11 protein-coding genes are annotated in these 14,108 nt (G+C 69.4%); 8 read left to right on the forward strand and 3 right to left on the reverse strand.

The features are described from left to right. Positions 1-25: 25 nt before the first annotated feature. Together ASD34_RS15985 and ASD34_RS15990 are read left to right on the forward strand one after the other, a co-directional pair. On the forward strand, positions 26-3,295 hold the full coding sequence (locus ASD34_RS15985) for an efflux RND transporter permease subunit (RefSeq protein WP_056579391.1): 3,270 nt from the start codon (positions 26-28) through the stop codon (positions 3,293-3,295). Between the two features lie 11 nt (positions 3,296-3,306). After that, the gene (locus tag ASD34_RS15990) at positions 3,307-4,806 is read left to right on the forward strand and encodes an efflux transporter outer membrane subunit (protein ID WP_056579393.1); all 1,500 of its coding nucleotides are present in this window, start codon (positions 3,307-3,309) and stop codon (positions 4,804-4,806) included. 144 nt (positions 4,807-4,950) lie between these two features. Here the strand turns inward: ASD34_RS15990 and ASD34_RS15995 are convergent, their stop codons facing one another. Continuing rightward, positions 4,951-5,316 (reverse strand): SPW repeat protein, encoded by a 366-nt coding sequence (locus ASD34_RS15995; protein WP_056582408.1) that lies wholly within the window; start codon positions 5,314-5,316, stop codon positions 4,951-4,953. Positions 5,317-5,484: 168 nt separating this feature from the next. Between ASD34_RS15995 and ASD34_RS16000 the strand changes: the two genes are divergently transcribed. The 3 genes from ASD34_RS16000 to ASD34_RS16010 all read left to right on the forward strand — a co-directional run bounded on the left by ASD34_RS16000 (position 5,485) and on the right by ASD34_RS16010 (position 9,155). Further along, positions 5,485-7,764 carry a xanthine dehydrogenase family protein molybdopterin-binding subunit gene (locus ASD34_RS16000; protein WP_056579395.1) on the forward strand — a complete coding sequence of 760 codons (2,280 nt, stop codon included), beginning with the start codon at positions 5,485-5,487 and terminating at the stop codon, positions 7,762-7,764. A gap of 24 nt (positions 7,765-7,788) precedes the next feature. Then, positions 7,789-8,259: a (2Fe-2S)-binding protein gene (locus ASD34_RS16005; protein WP_056579398.1), complete on the forward strand. Its 471-nt coding sequence runs from the start codon at positions 7,789-7,791 to the stop codon at positions 8,257-8,259. Positions 8,260-8,423: 164 nt separating this feature from the next. Then, complete coding sequence (locus tag ASD34_RS16010; protein WP_082548736.1) at positions 8,424-9,155, forward strand: GntR family transcriptional regulator; 732 nt, start codon at positions 8,424-8,426, stop codon at positions 9,153-9,155. Here ASD34_RS16010 and ASD34_RS16015 read toward each other — a convergent pair whose 3' ends face one another. Further along, positions 9,156-10,022, reverse strand: coding sequence for a MurR/RpiR family transcriptional regulator (locus ASD34_RS16015; protein WP_056579401.1), 867 nt, complete (start codon positions 10,020-10,022; stop codon positions 9,156-9,158). 138 nt (positions 10,023-10,160) lie between these two features. Between ASD34_RS16015 and ASD34_RS16020 the strand changes: the two genes are divergently transcribed. The 3 genes from ASD34_RS16020 to ASD34_RS16030 are packed head-to-tail and all read left to right on the forward strand — an operon-like array spanning position 10,161 to position 13,136. Continuing rightward, entirely contained in the window at positions 10,161-11,495 is a 1,335-nt protein-coding gene (locus tag ASD34_RS16020) for an aspartate aminotransferase family protein (RefSeq protein ID WP_056579404.1), read from the forward strand. A 54-nt stretch (positions 11,496-11,549) separates the two neighbouring features. After that, a complete protein-coding gene (locus ASD34_RS16025) occupies positions 11,550-12,464 on the forward strand; it encodes an amino acid ABC transporter substrate-binding protein (protein ID WP_056579406.1) in 915 nt (304 codons plus the stop codon). Positions 12,465-12,482: 18 nt separating this feature from the next. Continuing rightward, complete coding sequence (locus ASD34_RS16030; RefSeq protein ID WP_056579408.1) at positions 12,483-13,136, forward strand: aspartate/glutamate racemase family protein; 654 nt, start codon at positions 12,483-12,485, stop codon at positions 13,134-13,136. Here the strand turns inward: ASD34_RS16030 and ASD34_RS16035 are convergent. Further along, positions 13,128-13,985, reverse strand: a complete 858-nt coding sequence (locus ASD34_RS16035) for a hypothetical protein (protein WP_056579410.1) — start codon at positions 13,983-13,985, stop codon at positions 13,128-13,130. The two genes, ASD34_RS16030 and ASD34_RS16035, sit on opposite strands and share 9 nt — an antisense overlap. Between the last annotated feature and the right edge of the window lie 123 nt (positions 13,986-14,108).

Here is a 14,108-nt window from a genome sequence, read left to right on the forward strand (position 1 = left end):
TCGGGAAGCAAGACGAGGCACTGCGATGAACCTGTCGCGTCCTTTCGTCCGCCGCCCCATAGGCACAGTCCTTCTGACCATAGGCATCGCCCTGGCAGGAATTGCAGCGTTCTTCGTCCTCCCAGTCTCCCCCCTCCCTCAGGTCGACTACCCAGTCATCTCAGTAAGAGCCTCCATCCCAGGAGCCAGCCCAGAGACGATGGCAACCAGCGTCGCGACCCCGCTGGAAAGACACCTGGGAACAATCGCAGGCGTCAACGAAATGACGTCCACCAGCTCCGTAGGCTCCTCCCGAGTCACGCTGCAATTCGACCTCAGCCGCAACATCGACGGCGCAGCCAGAGAAGTCCAGGCAGCCATCAACGCCAGCCGCGTAGACCTGCCCGCCACGCTAAGAAGCAACCCCACCTACCGCAAGGCCAACCCAGCCGCCTCCCCCGTCATCATCCTGGCCCTCACGTCAAAAACAAAGACCCCAGGCCAGATCTACGACGCAGTCTCCAACATCGTCAGCCAACGCCTGTCCCAAGTCGACGGCGTAGGCGACGTGGAAATCGGCGGCGGTTCGCTCCCCGCGGTGCGCATCGAGCTGCTCCCCTTCGCGTTGAATCGCTACGGCATCAGCACCGACGACGTGCGTGCCGCGATTCAAGCGTCCAACGCCAACCGCCCCAAGGGCATGGTGCAAGGCGAGGGCCGCAAGCTGCAGATCTATACCCAGACCCCGGCGCTGCGCGCGAGCGACTACGCGTCGATGGTCGTGGCCTGGCGCAACGGCGCGGCGGTGCGGCTGCGCGAGGTGGCCGACGTGATCGACGGCGTGGAAGACACGCGCACGCTGGGCCTGTTCAATGGCGAGCCGGCAATCATCGTGCTGATCACGCGCCAGCCCTCGGCCAACATCATCGAGACCGTCGACAACGTGCGCGCGCTGCTGCCCGAGCTGCAGGCACAACTGCCGCCCGACGTGACGCTGCAGGTGGCCTCGGACAGCACGAACTCCATCCGCAGCTCGCTGCGCGAAGTGGAGATGACGCTGGTCATCGCCGTGCTGCTGGTGGTGCTGGTCGTCAGCCTGTTCCTGCGCAGCGTGCGCGCGACCGTGGTGCCGGCGGTGGCCACGGTGGTGGCGCTCTTGGGCACGTTCGGCGTGATGCACCTGCTGGGCTTCAGCCTCAACAACCTGAGCCTGATGGCGCTCACGGTGGCCACGGGCTTCGTGGTGGACGACGCCATCGTGGTGCTCGAGAACACCAGCCGCCACATCGAGGCGGGCATGTCGCGCATGAAGGCGGCGCTGCTCGGCGCGCAAGAGGTCGGCTTCACGGTGCTGTCGATCAGCGTGTCGCTGGTGGCGGTGTTCATTCCGCTGCTGTTCATGGGCGGGCAGGTGGGGCGGCTGTTCCGCGAGTTCGCGGTCACGCTGTCGGCGGCGGTGCTGATCTCGCTGGTCATCTCGCTCACCACCACGCCGATGATGTGCGCGTGGATGCTCAAGCCGGGCGGCAACAACGGCCACGGCAACGGCAAGCCGCCGGGCCGGTTTGGCCGGGCGGCGGCGCGCAGTTACGACTGGATGCTCAAGCGCTACGAGCACGCGCTCGACTGGGCGCTCGACAGCAAGGCGATCGTCATGTTCGTGCTGCTGGCGGTGGTGGGGCTCAATGTCTACCTGTTCAGCGCGGCGCCGAAGGGCTTCTTCCCGCAGCAGGACAGCGGCCAGCTCAACGGCGGCCTGCGTGCCGACCAGAGCATTTCGTCGCAGGCCATGGCGGCCAAGCTGCGCGAGGTGGTCGACATCATCCGCAAGGACGAAGCGGTCGACACCGTGGTGGGCTTCACCGGTGGCGGGCGCGCGGGGGGCGGCTTCATGTTCGTCAACCTGAAGCCGGCCAGCCAGCGCAAGGACAGCGGCCTGGCGGTGATCGCGCGGCTGCGTCCGCAGCTGGCGCAGGTGACGGGGCTGCGCGTGTTCCTCGGCCCGGTGCAGGACGTGCGCTCGGGCGGGCGCTCCAGCAACTCCACGTATCAATACACGCTCAAGAGCGACAGCCTGTCCGACCTGCGCACCTGGGCCGTGAAGCTGGCCGACGAGATGAAGCAGCAGCCCACGCTGACCGACATCGACACAGACCAGGACCAGAACGGCGTGGAGACGGTGGCCAAGGTCGACCCGGACAGCGCACGGCGCCTGGGGCTGACCTCCACCGCCATCGACAACGCGCTGTACAACGCCTTCGGCCAGCGGCAGGTGGCGACCATCTACACCGAGCTCAACCAGTACCACGTGGTGATGGAATGGGCGCCGGCCTACACGCGCAGCCCGAACGCGTTGCGCGACGTGTACGTGCCCGCCACCCGGACCTCGGTGGTCGGCGGGCAGGCCGTGACCACGCAGGTAGCCGCAACGACCACCACATCGACAGGCGGCACGGCCGCCTCCACCTCGGCCGCAGCGACGGTGCCGGTGTCGGCCAACGCCGGCCTGCGCAACGCCTCAACCGGCAACGTGCTGAGCAACACGGCGACCACGCTGGTGCCGCTGTCGGCGGTGGCGAAGTTCGAGGAGCAATCGGTTGCCACGTCGGTCAGCCATGAAGACGGCGAACTCGCCACCACCATCTCATTCAACCTCGCCGAAGGCGCGAACCTCGGCGATGCGCGCGAGGCCATCGCCAAGGCCGAGGCCAACATCGCCATGCCGACGAACGTGCGCGGCGCGTTTGCCGGCACCGCGCTGAGCGCGCAGCAGTCGCAGGGCCAGCAGGCGATGCTGATCCTGGCGGCGCTGGTGGTGATCTACATCGTGCTGGGCATCCTGTACGAGAGCCTGGTGCATCCGGTGACGGTGCTCTCGACCTTGCCTTCGGCCGGCGTGGGCGCGGTGCTGGCGCTCTTGATGTTCCGCATGGAGTTTTCCATCATCGCGTTGATTGGCGTGTTCCTGCTGATCGGCATCGTGAAGAAGAACGCCATCCTGATCATCGACTTCGCGCTGGAGGCCGAGCGCTCGCGCGGCCTGAGTCCGCTCGAGGCGGTGCGCGAGGCCTGCCTGCTGCGCTTCCGGCCCATCCTGATGACCACGCTGGCCGCCGCGCTCGGCGCGCTGCCGCTGGCCATCGGCTTCGGCGAAGGCGCCGAGCTGCGCCGGCCCCTGGGCGTGGCGATCATCGGCGGGCTCATCGCGAGCCAGTTGCTGACGCTGCTCACCACGCCGGTGGTCTACCTGCTGCTCGACAAGCTGCGTCGCCGCGGCAAGAACGAACATGCGTTGAGCCGCGCTCCGGCTGTCTGAGATCCACGACCATGAACGCCTCCATTTCTTCCCTTGGTTCTTCACGCCGCTTCTTCGCGCTGAGCACGCTCGCCCTGGCCGCCGTGCTCGCCGGCTGTGCCGTCGGCCCGACGTACCAGTTGCCCGCATCCGCCGCGCCCGCCGGCTGGAAAGAACAACCTGCCGCCGACGGCTGGCTGCCCGCCGCGCCCGCCGACGCGCTCGACCGCGGCGAGTGGTGGAAGCTCTTCGGCGACGCCACGCTCGACGAGCTCGCAGGGCGCGTGCAGGTGTCGAACCAGAACATCGCCGCCGCCGTGGCCAACTACACGCAGGCGCAGGCGCTGGTGCGCGAGCAGCGCGCGGGGCTGTTCCCGTCGGTGTCCCTCGACGGCAGCGGCAGGCGTTCGGGCACGGTGAACGGCAACGCCTCGGCCAGCCCCTCGAACGCCTTCGGTGCCACGCTGGGCGCGAGCTGGACGCCCGACGTGTGGGGCCGCCTGCGCGAAACCGTGAACAGCGCGCAGGCCAACGCACAGGCCAGCGAGGCCGACCTGGCTTCGGCACGGCTGTCGGCCATCGGCGACCTGGCGACCAACTACTTCTCGCTGCGCGAGGCCGACGCCGAGATCGTGCTGCTCGACGAAACCATCCTCGGCTATCAGCGCGCCTTCGAGATCACGAGCAACCGCTACGCCGCCGGCATTGCCGCGCAGACCGACGTGCTGCAGGCGCAGACCCAACTGGTGAATGCCAAGGCGGATCGCGTCGGCCTGCAGCGCACGCGCGCCACACTGGAGCACGCCATCGCGATGCTGGTGGGCGTGGCACCGGCCGACTTCAGTCTGCCGCCCGCACGCTGGACGCCCACGGTGCCCGGCGTGCCGACCGGCGTGCCCTCGACGCTGCTGCAGCGCCGGCCCGACATCGCGGCGGCGGAGCGTGCGGTGGCCGCGGCCAATGCGCAGATCGGCGTGGCGCGATCGGCCTACTACCCGAACATCTCGCTCACGGCCTCGGTCGGCAGCAACGCGAGCCGCGTGAAAGACCTCTTCGGCTCGGCCAACACGCTGTGGGGCCTGGGCCTGTCGGTGGCGCAGGTGGTGTTCGATGCGGGCGCCATCAGCGCCAGCGTCGATGCCGCCAAGGCCGGCCACGAGGCCAGCGTGGCGCGCTACCGGCAGACGGTGCTCGCCGCGTTCCAGACCGTGGAAGACCAGCTGACGACCGGCGCCACGCTGGCGCAGCAGGAAGGCCTGCGCCGCGAGGCCACGGCGGCGGCCGACAAGACCGAGCAGCAACTGCTCAACCGCTATCGCGCGGGGCAGGTGAGCTACACCGACGTGGTGCAGGCGCAGGCCGCCGCACTGAGCGCGCGGCGCGCGCTCGTGCAGCTTCAGGTCAATCGCCAGGCCGCGGCAATCGCACTGATCCAGGCCATGGGCGGCGGCTGGCAGGCCGACTGGATGGGCGGCGCCCGCCCGGTCGACAACAGCACTTCAAACAACAACGCCGCTTCCCGCACGCCGTAAGGCGCGGGTGTCGCGGGCGGGCATGGGAAGCTGCCTGCCCGTCGGCCCGATCCGGTGCCCGCTTGCATCGAACACCGGACCGGGCGTCGTTGCGTCGCAGCGGTGGTCGCTGCTTCGCGCATCACACTATCGCTCTCTCCCCAATCAGTGCGCTGGCCGGTCGATGGCGCCGCCCAGGTAGTCCTTGTCGGTCACCAGGACCCACAGGGCAAGCACCATGATCAGCGCGGCCACGAGCACCGCATTGACCAGCGCCGGCTCGACCATGCGGAAGTCGAGCAACCAGGGCGACACCGCCAGCCAGGCTGCCAGCGCCACTTCGGTCCACTCTTCCCACTGGTGCGGCACGAAGGTCGCGCCCAGTGCCACGGCACCCAGCACGATGCCGGTCGCCACCATGGTCCACATGGCGAGCGTGTTGCCCTGAAAGCCCAGTACCCATGGCGAGACGATCAGCCACACGCCGGCGACGGCGTTGACGGGGTCCTGCCAATGCTTCACATGCTTCATGGTCATTACCTCCTGTCGCGGCACAACGCCACGACAAGTGTTCGACCGGGTGTGGGGGGCAGGGTTCCCAGGGATCGCCGCCCGCCGTGCCGGTGCAGAATCGTCTGCAAGGCCGTTCTGCCCCGATCCCCACACGCCTTGCGACCCACAGAAGAAAGAACCCGCGCCATGCCGCAACTCAAACGCCGCCACTTCGTGCTCGGCACCCTTGGGGCCGCCGGCGCCCTGGTGGTCGGCTGGGCCGCCACGCCGGCGGCGTCGCGCCTCGTGCCGGGCAATCCGTTGCCGGCGGGCAACGGGCAGGTCGTGCTCAACGGCTGGGTCAAGGTGGGCAGCGACGACACGGTCACGCTGGTGATGACGCAGTCGGAAATGGGGCAGGGCACCCACACCGGCCTGGCGATGCTGCTGGCCGAAGAAATGGATGCCCCGGTGTCGCAGGTGCGGCTCGAGCAGGCCGGCTTCGACGCCATCTACAACAACCAGGCCATGATCCTCGACGCGTTGCCTTTCAAGCCGGGCGACGAGGGCTTCGGCAAGCGCGCGGCGCACCAGGTGGTGGGCAAGTTGTTGCGCACGATCCCGGGGCTCTCGGGCACGGGCGGTTCGTCGAGCGTCACCGACCAGTGGGGCCCGGTGCGCGAGGCCGGCGCGTCGGCGCGGCTCATGCTGGTGGGCGCCGCCGCTGCCCGGTGGCAGGTGCCGGCCGGCGAATGCCGCACCGAGGCCGGCCGCGTGCTGCACCCGGCCTCCAACCGCAGCGCGCGCTATGGCGAACTGGCCGAGAAGGCCGCGCAGCAGCCCTTGCCCACGGCGGTGAAGCTCAAGGCGCCCGCCGACTTCCGCGTCATCGGCCAGCCGCAGCGGCGCATCGACAACGCCGGCAAGCTCGACGGCACTGCCACCTACGGCATCGACGTGCTGCCGCCAGGCCTGTTGTACGCCAGCATCGCGATGTGCCCGACGCTGGCCGGACGCGTCGCGCGCTTCGATGCCAAGGTCGCCGAGGCGCTGCCTGGCGTGCGCAAGGTGGTGGCGCTGGAACCGGTGGCCGCGAGCCTTGTCGGCACGGGCAGCACGGCGGGCGGTGTGGCGGTGATCGCCGACACGCCGTACCACGCGATGCGCGCGTTGAAGAAGGTCGACATCGAATGGGACCACGGTCCGGCCGCCAGCCTGTCGAGCGCCGAGATGATCGAGCGCCTCGCGCGCACGCTCGACACGGATGCGGGCAACGCCCGCCTCGACACCGGCGGTGTGGCCGCTGCGTTGAAGTCGGCCGCGCGCACGATCGAGGTCGAGTACCGCGTGCCCTTCCTGGCGCACGCCACCATGGAGCCGATGAACTGCACCGTGCAGTTCAAGGACGGCGCCGCCACCGTCTGGGCGCCGACGCAGGCGCCGGGTTTCGCGCGCGCCGCAGTGGCCAAGGCGCTGGGCATCGATGCCGACAAGGTCACGCTGCACGTGACCTACCTGGGCGGCGGCTTCGGGCGGCGCTACTTCATCGACTTCCTGGTGCAGGCCGCGCAGCTCGCGCGCGAGGCCGGCGGCGCGCCGGTGCAGCTGATCTGGTCGCGCGAGGAAGACATGACGCACGACTTCTACCGCCCGGCCTATGTGGCGCGGTGCAAGGCCGGCTTCGACGCGGCGGGCGCGCTGGTCGCCTGGCAGACCACCAGCGCCGGCTCCAGCCTCGGGGCGCCGTCGTTCATGGACAACTCGACCGACGGCGCCTGGAACACCGCCTACGACTTCCCGCAGGCCCGCGTGGCGCACGTGCCGGTCGAGTCGGCCGTGACCACCGGCATCTGGCGCTCCGTGGCGCATTCGCAGAACGGCTTCTTCGTCGAGAGCTTCATCGACGAATGCGCCGTCGCCGCCGGCAAGGACCCGGTGGCTTTCCGCGTGGGCCTGCTCGCCAGGGACGCACGCCACCTGGCGGTGCTCCAGCGCGTGGCCGAGCTCTCGAAGTGGGGCGAGCCGCTGGCCGAGGGGCCCGACGGCACGAAGCGCGCGCGCGGAGTGGCCATCCACCGCGCCTTCGGCAGCATCGTGGCGCAGGTGGCCGAGGTGTCGGTGACGCCCGAGCGGCAGATCCGCGTGCACCGCGTGGTGTGCGTGATCGACTGCGGCCTGCCGGTGAACCCGAACCTGATCCGCCAGCAGATGGAAGGCAGCATCGTGTTCGGCCTGTTGGCCGCGCTGCGCGGCGAGATCACCGTGGCGCGAGGCCAGGTGCAGCAGAGCAATTTCCACGACTACACGCCGCTGCGCATCGACGAGTGCCCGGTCATCGAGGTCGACATCCTCGCCGGCACCGGTGCCGAGGCGCCGCCCGGCGGCGTCGGTGAGCCGGGCACGCCGCCCATCGCGCCCGCCGTGGCCAATGCCGTGTTCGCATTGACCGGCCAGCGCCTGCGCAGCCTGCCGCTGCGGCTGGCCTGATCCCCGCGAACAGGAAAGACACCCATGACCACGACCACCACCACGCTGAAGATCAACGGCCGGACCGCCACCGTGAGCGCCGAGCCCGACACCCCGCTGCTGTGGGTGCTGCGCGGCGAGATGAAGCTCGTCGGCACCAAGTTCGGCTGCGGCAAGGCGCTGTGCGGCGCCTGCACCGTGCACCTGGACGGCCAGGCCGTGCGCTCCTGCGTCACCCCGCTGGAGGCCGTGGCCGGGCGCGAAGTCACCACCATCGAGGGCCTGCAAGGCCGGGAGGCCGACGCCCTGCGCCAGGCCTGGACCGAGGTGGACGTGGTGCAGTGCGGCTACTGCCAGAGCGGCCAGCTCATGTCGGCCTGCGCACTGCTCAAGGCGACCCCCAAGCCCAGCGACGACCAGGTCTCGGACGCCATGCGCGGCAATATTTGCCGCTGCGGCACGTACCCCCGGATTCGCGCCGCGATCCACCTGGCGGCCAAAACGGTGGGGCGGTAACGCGGAAACCCGGGTGACTGTTTACAGAAGTTAATAATTTTTCCGTAATTCTCGAAAAAGTCGCCAGAACGGGATTTTTACGGAAATCGGGGATATGAAGCTTCGATACGCCGCCGTACCATCCGCGCGGCCGGCTTCCGGCCGTCCCCTGTTTCCGACTTTCGATGACCCCCCCAGATCCCTCGCGGACGCGCGTGCTGTCCGTGGCCGACACGCTGCGCACCCGCATCTTCGACGGTGCGATCGCCCCCGGCGCCCACCTGATGGAGATTTCGCTCGCCAACGAGCTTGGCGTGTCGCGCACCCCTGTGCGCGGCGCCATGGCGCGGCTGGCCGACGAGGGGTTGCTGGTCTACCACCCACAGCGGGGTTTCCAGGTGCGCCGCTTCGACGCCAAGGACGTGTTCGACGCCTTCAGCGTGCGCGCCACGCTCGAAGGCATGGGCTGCCGCCTGCTCAGCGAGCGCGGCCTGGACGACGAGGCGCTGGCCGGACTGACGGCCATGGTCGACGAGCAGCATGCGCTGCTGCACGACAGCGGCGAATGGACCGACGAGCGGGCCGACCTGTGGCAAGACCTGAACCAGGCCTTCCACCACAAGCTGCTGTCGCTGGCCGACAACCGCTGGCTCAGCGAGGCCGTGCAGCGCGCCTGCCAGCTACCGGTGATCTTCGACAGCCGCTCGCGCCCCCACAAGCACGACGCCGCCATGCTGATGTACCGGCACGGCCAGGCCCTGCAGGCGCTGGAAGAGCACCGCGGCATCGTCGAGGCGCTCGGCCGGCAGGAAGCGGCGGGCGCCGAAGCCGCCATGCGCGAGCACATCAACGCCAATCGCGACCTGCTGGTGCTCTACCTGCGCCAGAGCGCCGGCCGCACCCGCGCGCTCGCCTGATCAGCCGCCCCGCGCCACGGGCGCCATGAGGTAGGCCCCCGACTCGAACAGCTGCGCCTCGGCCTGGTCGATGCGCCGGATCACCGGCTTGCCCGCGCGGCTCGCCAGCAGCTCGACCAGCGCTTCCGTCACGGCCACGCCGGCCGCCACCGAGGGGAAGAACGAGGGGCTGTGGATGGTGAAGAGCAGCGTTTCGTCCGCCAGCAGCGACAGCGGCGAGGTCACGCTGTCTGTGATCGCCACGATGCGGCAGCCGGCCGCCTTCGCCGCCTCGGCCACCTGTAGCGCCTCGCGCGAATAGGGCGCAAAGCTCGCCACCACCAGCGCGTCGCCCTTGGCGAAGGCGCGCTGCTGCATCTCGAGCGAGCCGCCCTGGCCGTCCACCAGGTGCACACTGGTGCGAAAGAGCCGGTAGACGTAGACGAATGAGAACGCGATCGGAAAGCACGCGCGAAAGCCCGCCGCGTGCACGGCCGGCGCCTTCTCCAGCAGCACGCAGGCCTTGAGCAGCGCCGGCCCGCTCTGCTGGTGCGTGAGCTCCAGGTTGCGCCGCTGCACCTCGAACATCTCGCCCGCCAGACCCTGGTCGGCGGCACGGCCCACCAGCTGCTTGGCGCGAACGCCGTAGGTCTCGGTGCCCAGGCCCATGTCGGCGGCGAAGGCCTCCTTGAGCTGCGGCCAGCCTTCAAAGCCCAGGTGCTGCGCGAAACGCACGAGCGTGGCGGGCGTGCTCTGCGCGCGCGTGCCGACGTTGCGCATGGAGCCCGTGACCACTTCGTTGGGGTGGTCGAGCACGTAGCGCGCCACCTGCTGCAGGGCAGGGCTCAGTTCGTTGAAACGCTGGCGGATCAGTTCTTTGGCGCCCATGGCGGTGTCTCTTTTCTCTCGGTGTCTGGAACGAATGTACCGGAGCAGGGAAATCACTGAAGTTGACGGAGCAAATGTTCCAATTAATAATTCATCCGAAACGTTAGTTCCAAACAAGGCCCCCGCTTTCTTTCCGCCATGACGCACGTCTTCCACCGCCACCTTCGCCACACCCCGCCCGTTGCCGCCAGCGCGCAAGGCATGTTCATCCGCGACGCCGACGGGCGCGAGTACCTCGACGCGTCGGGCGGCGCGGCCGTGTCCTCGCTCGGCCATGGCCACCCCGAAGTGATGGCCGCCATGCACGCGCAGATCGACACACTGGCCTACGCCCACACCAGCTTCTTCACGAGCGAGGTGGCCGAGCAGCTGGCCGACGAACTCATCGGTTCCGCACCCGAAGGCATGAGCCACGTGTACCTCGTGAGCGGCGGCTCGGAGGCGGTGGAGTCGGCGCTGAAGATGGCGCGCCAGTACTTCGTGGAAATCGGCCAGCCCCAGCGCACGCACTTCATCGCGCGGCGCCAGAGCTACCACGGCAACACGCTGGGCGCGCTTGCGGTGGGCGGCAACGCCTGGCGGCGCGAGCCCTTTGCGCCGATCCTCGTGCCGGCCACGCATGTGTCGCCGTGCTACCCGTACCGCGAGCAGCGCGAAGGTGAAAGCGCCGAGCAATACGGGCTGCGCCTGGCCGATGAGCTGGAGGCCGCCATCCTCGCGCAGGGCGCCGACCGCGTGATCGCGTTCGTGGCCGAGACCGTGGGCGGCGCCACCGCTGGCGTGCTCACGCCCGTGCCGGGCTACTTCAAGGCCGTGCGCGCCGTGTGCGACAAATACGGCGTGCTGCTGATCCTCGACGAGGTGATGTGCGGCATGGGCCGCACCGGTTCGCTGCACGCCTGCGAGCAGGAGGGGGTGGCGCCCGACCTGATGACCATCGCCAAGGGCCTGGGCGGCGGCTACCAGCCGATCGGCGCGGTGCTGGCGCAGCGCCGCATCGTCGAGGCCATGTCCAGGGGCAGCGGCTTCTTCCAGCACGGCCACACCTACCTGGGCCATCCGATGGCCTGCGCAGCGGCGCTCGCGGTGCAGCAGGTGATCCGCCGCGACGGCCTCGTCGCGAAGGTGCGCGAGGACGGCATCGCCTTCGGCGCGATGCTGGCCGAGGCGCTGGGCGACCACCCGCACGTGGGCGACATCCGCGGGCGCGGCTTCTTCTGGGGCGTCGAGCTGGTGGCCGACCGCGCGAGCAGGCAGCCCTTCGATCCGGCCCTGGCCGTCAACGCGCGCCTCAAGAAGGACGCGATGGCGCGCGGCCTGCTGTGCTACCCCTTCGGCGGCACGGTCGACGGGCGCCAGGGCGACCACGTGCTGCTGGCGCCGCCCTACATCGCGACGCGCGACCACCTGCAGGAGATCGTCGCGCGGCTCGCCGCTTCGGTCGATGCGGTCACGCGCACCGCCGCGCGCTGAACGGTCGACCCCGTTCCCTTTTTTTTCTTCAACCGCCGTTCCGAGGAGCGTTCCATGTCCCAGCTTCGCCCGTCGCTTTCCATCGCCGCCGCCTTCGCGCTGGCCCTTGCCGCCCTGGCGCCGACCGCTTCTGCGCAGGCGCAGCCCGCCAACGACACGCTCGCCAAGATCAAGGCCAGCGGCGCCATCACCTTCGGCTACCGCGAGGCCTCGTTCGGCTTCTCGTACCTGGACGCCAACCTCAAGCCCGTGGGCTACAGCATCGAGATCTGCAACCGCATCGTCGACGCGGTGAAGACCGAGCTGAAGCTGCCGGCCCTCGACATCAAGTACCAGGCCGTGACCTCGGCCAACCGCATCGCGCTGGTGCAGAACGGCACGGTGGACATCGAGTGCGGCTCCACCACCAACCTGGTCGAGCGCCAGTCGCAGGTGGCCTTCTCGCCGGACATCTTCCGCTACAACGTGCGCGCCTTGGTGAAGGCCGATTCGGGCATCAGGAGCATCGCCGACCTGCAGGGCAAGACCGTGGTCACCACCGCCGGCACGACGTCGTTCCGCCTGCTGCGCGCCGCTGACAAGGGCCGCAGCCTGGAGGTGAACCAGCTCTCGGGCAAGGACCACACCGATTCGTTCCTGCTGGTCGAGAGTGGCCGCGCGCAGGCCTTCGTGCTCGACGACATCCTGCTCGCGGGCCAGATCGCCAACGCGCGCAACCCGAAGGACTTCACCATCACCGGCGAGAGCCTGCGCACCGAGAACCAGTCGCTGATGTTCCGCAAGGACGACCCGGCCTTCAAGGCGCTGGTCGACCGCGTGGTCTCGGGCATGATGAAGTCCGGCGAGATGGAGAAGCTCTACAGCAAGTGGTTCATGTCGCCGATCCCGCCCAAGGGCATCAACATCAACTACCCGCTCAACGCCGAGACGAAGGACGCGTTCGCCAACCCGTCGTCCAAGGGCATCTGAGATTCCGACTTCCGACCCATGACCCGCATCGCCCTGATTCACGCGCTCTCGCACTCCGTCGCCCCCATCAACGAAGCGTTCGCACGCGACTGGCCCGAGGCTGTGCGCATGAACCTGCTGGACGACAGCCTGTCGGCCGACCTGGCGCGCGACGGCAAGGGGCTCGACGCCGCCATGCACGAGCGCTTCCAGCGCCTGGCGCAGTACGCGGTGGACACGGGTGCGCGCGGCATCCTGTTCACCTGCTCGGCCTTCGGACCGTGCATCGAGGCGGTGGCGCGGCGGCATGCGGGCATTGCGGTGCTCAAGCCCAACGAGGCCATGATCGAAGAGGCCGTGCTGGGCGAAGGCCGCCTGGGCCTGATCGCGACCTTCGCGCGCACGCTCGAGTCGATGCCGCCGGAGTTTCCCTCGGGCATGGCGCTGGAGCTCGCGCTGGCCGAGGGCGCACTGGCCGCGCTCGATGCGGGCGACGCGCAGCGCCACGATGCGCTCATCGCCGAGCAGGCCGCTGCGCTGCGCGCGCGCGGCTGCACGCGCATCGCCCTGGCTCAGTTCAGCATGGCGCGGGCGCGTGGCGCCTGCGAGGCGGCCAGCGGCTTGCCGGTGCTGACGACGGTCGACAGCGCGGTGCGCGCGCTGCGCCGTCGCGCGTCGACAGGCTCAGCGTGAGCCGCCGTTGCCGACAGCCATGAACAGCGTGGTCATCGCCACCTGGGCCGCTTCGCCGCGGCCCAGCGGACGGCCGGGGCCGGCGTTGTCGCTGTCGATTTCCAGGCCTTGCGCCAGGCGCCGGTAGATGTCTGACGACGGCATGGTCGCCGCGGCGCCGAGCGCATCGCAGTAGGTGTCGGTGAGCATGGCGGCCAGCTGTTCGCGCCGGGCGTCGGACAGCTGGGGCGTGTCGGCAGCGAACACGGCCGCCACGCAATGCATCAGGTAGGCCTGGGTTTCGAGCGAGAAGGCCTGCTGGCGCACGTAGTCTTCGACCGCGTGCCAGAACAATGTGTCGCAGGTGCGGCGCCAGCTTTCGAGCACCTTGCGCGACCGGGCGACCAGGTCGGCGTGCGCGTCGCGCGGCGCGCTCGGACGCAGCGCCAGTCCCTGCAGCGTGAGCGCGGCGACGGGGCCGGCCGCGCCGAGCAGGAAGCTCCAGAACTTCCAGCGCGCAAACCATTTCTTGTCGTGCGCCGGGCCGAGCGGCTCCAGCAGCCGCAAGTCGATGCACAGGGCCGCATCCGCGTGCAGGCCGGAAGCCATGCGATCGGCCTCGACGTGGCCCTGCGCCACGATGCAGGTGCCGGCGCCGCAGCGGTCGATGTCGGACAGGCGCTGCGTCAGCTGGCGCAGCTCGAAGGCCGAGGTGCCGGTGGCTTCGGCCACGCGCCGCATGCCGTGGCACTGCTCCCGCTCCAGCTGGCAGGCGCTCTTGAGGCGGTCTTCGACGTGGTCGTCGAGCGTCGAGGGGCGTTCTTCAGCGACGCACGCCTCGGGTTCACTCGTGGTGGTGAACGTTGACATGGATGCTCCTTCGGGCGCAGATGAATAACTGTTATCAATATGTATTAACGCGTCGAGGTCGAACATCACCTGAACTGGGTATTTCCGTGGGAGGGCTGCCTTGCGTTCCACCGGCGGAACGGC

The organism is Variovorax sp. Root473, assembly GCF_001426505.1.
In the GTDB taxonomy this organism is placed as follows: domain Bacteria; phylum Pseudomonadota; class Gammaproteobacteria; order Burkholderiales; family Burkholderiaceae_C; genus Variovorax.

What these genes read in the sequence shown, in the direction of transcription:
- ASD34_RS15985 (WP_056579391.1), top strand. Translation starts at nt 26, where the DNA reads ATGAACCTGTCGCGTCCTTTCGTCCGCCGCCCCATAGGCACAGTCCTT.
- ASD34_RS15990 (WP_056579393.1), top strand. Translation starts at nt 3,307, where the DNA reads ATGAACGCCTCCATTTCTTCCCTTGGTTCTTCACGCCGCTTCTTCGCG.
- ASD34_RS15995 (WP_056582408.1), bottom strand. Translation starts at nt 5,316, where the DNA reads ATGAAGCATGTGAAGCATTGGCAGGACCCCGTCAACGCCGTCGCCGGC.
- ASD34_RS16000 (WP_056579395.1), top strand. Translation starts at nt 5,485, where the DNA reads ATGCCGCAACTCAAACGCCGCCACTTCGTGCTCGGCACCCTTGGGGCC.
- ASD34_RS16005 (WP_056579398.1), top strand. Translation starts at nt 7,789, where the DNA reads ATGACCACGACCACCACCACGCTGAAGATCAACGGCCGGACCGCCACC.
- ASD34_RS16010 (WP_082548736.1), top strand. Translation starts at nt 8,424, where the DNA reads ATGACCCCCCCAGATCCCTCGCGGACGCGCGTGCTGTCCGTGGCCGAC.
- ASD34_RS16015 (WP_056579401.1), bottom strand. Translation starts at nt 10,022, where the DNA reads ATGGGCGCCAAAGAACTGATCCGCCAGCGTTTCAACGAACTGAGCCCT.
- ASD34_RS16020 (WP_056579404.1), top strand. Translation starts at nt 10,161, where the DNA reads ATGACGCACGTCTTCCACCGCCACCTTCGCCACACCCCGCCCGTTGCC.
- ASD34_RS16025 (WP_056579406.1), top strand. Translation starts at nt 11,550, where the DNA reads ATGTCCCAGCTTCGCCCGTCGCTTTCCATCGCCGCCGCCTTCGCGCTG.
- ASD34_RS16030 (WP_056579408.1), top strand. Translation starts at nt 12,483, where the DNA reads ATGACCCGCATCGCCCTGATTCACGCGCTCTCGCACTCCGTCGCCCCC.
- ASD34_RS16035 (WP_056579410.1), bottom strand. Translation starts at nt 13,985, where the DNA reads ATGTCAACGTTCACCACCACGAGTGAACCCGAGGCGTGCGTCGCTGAA.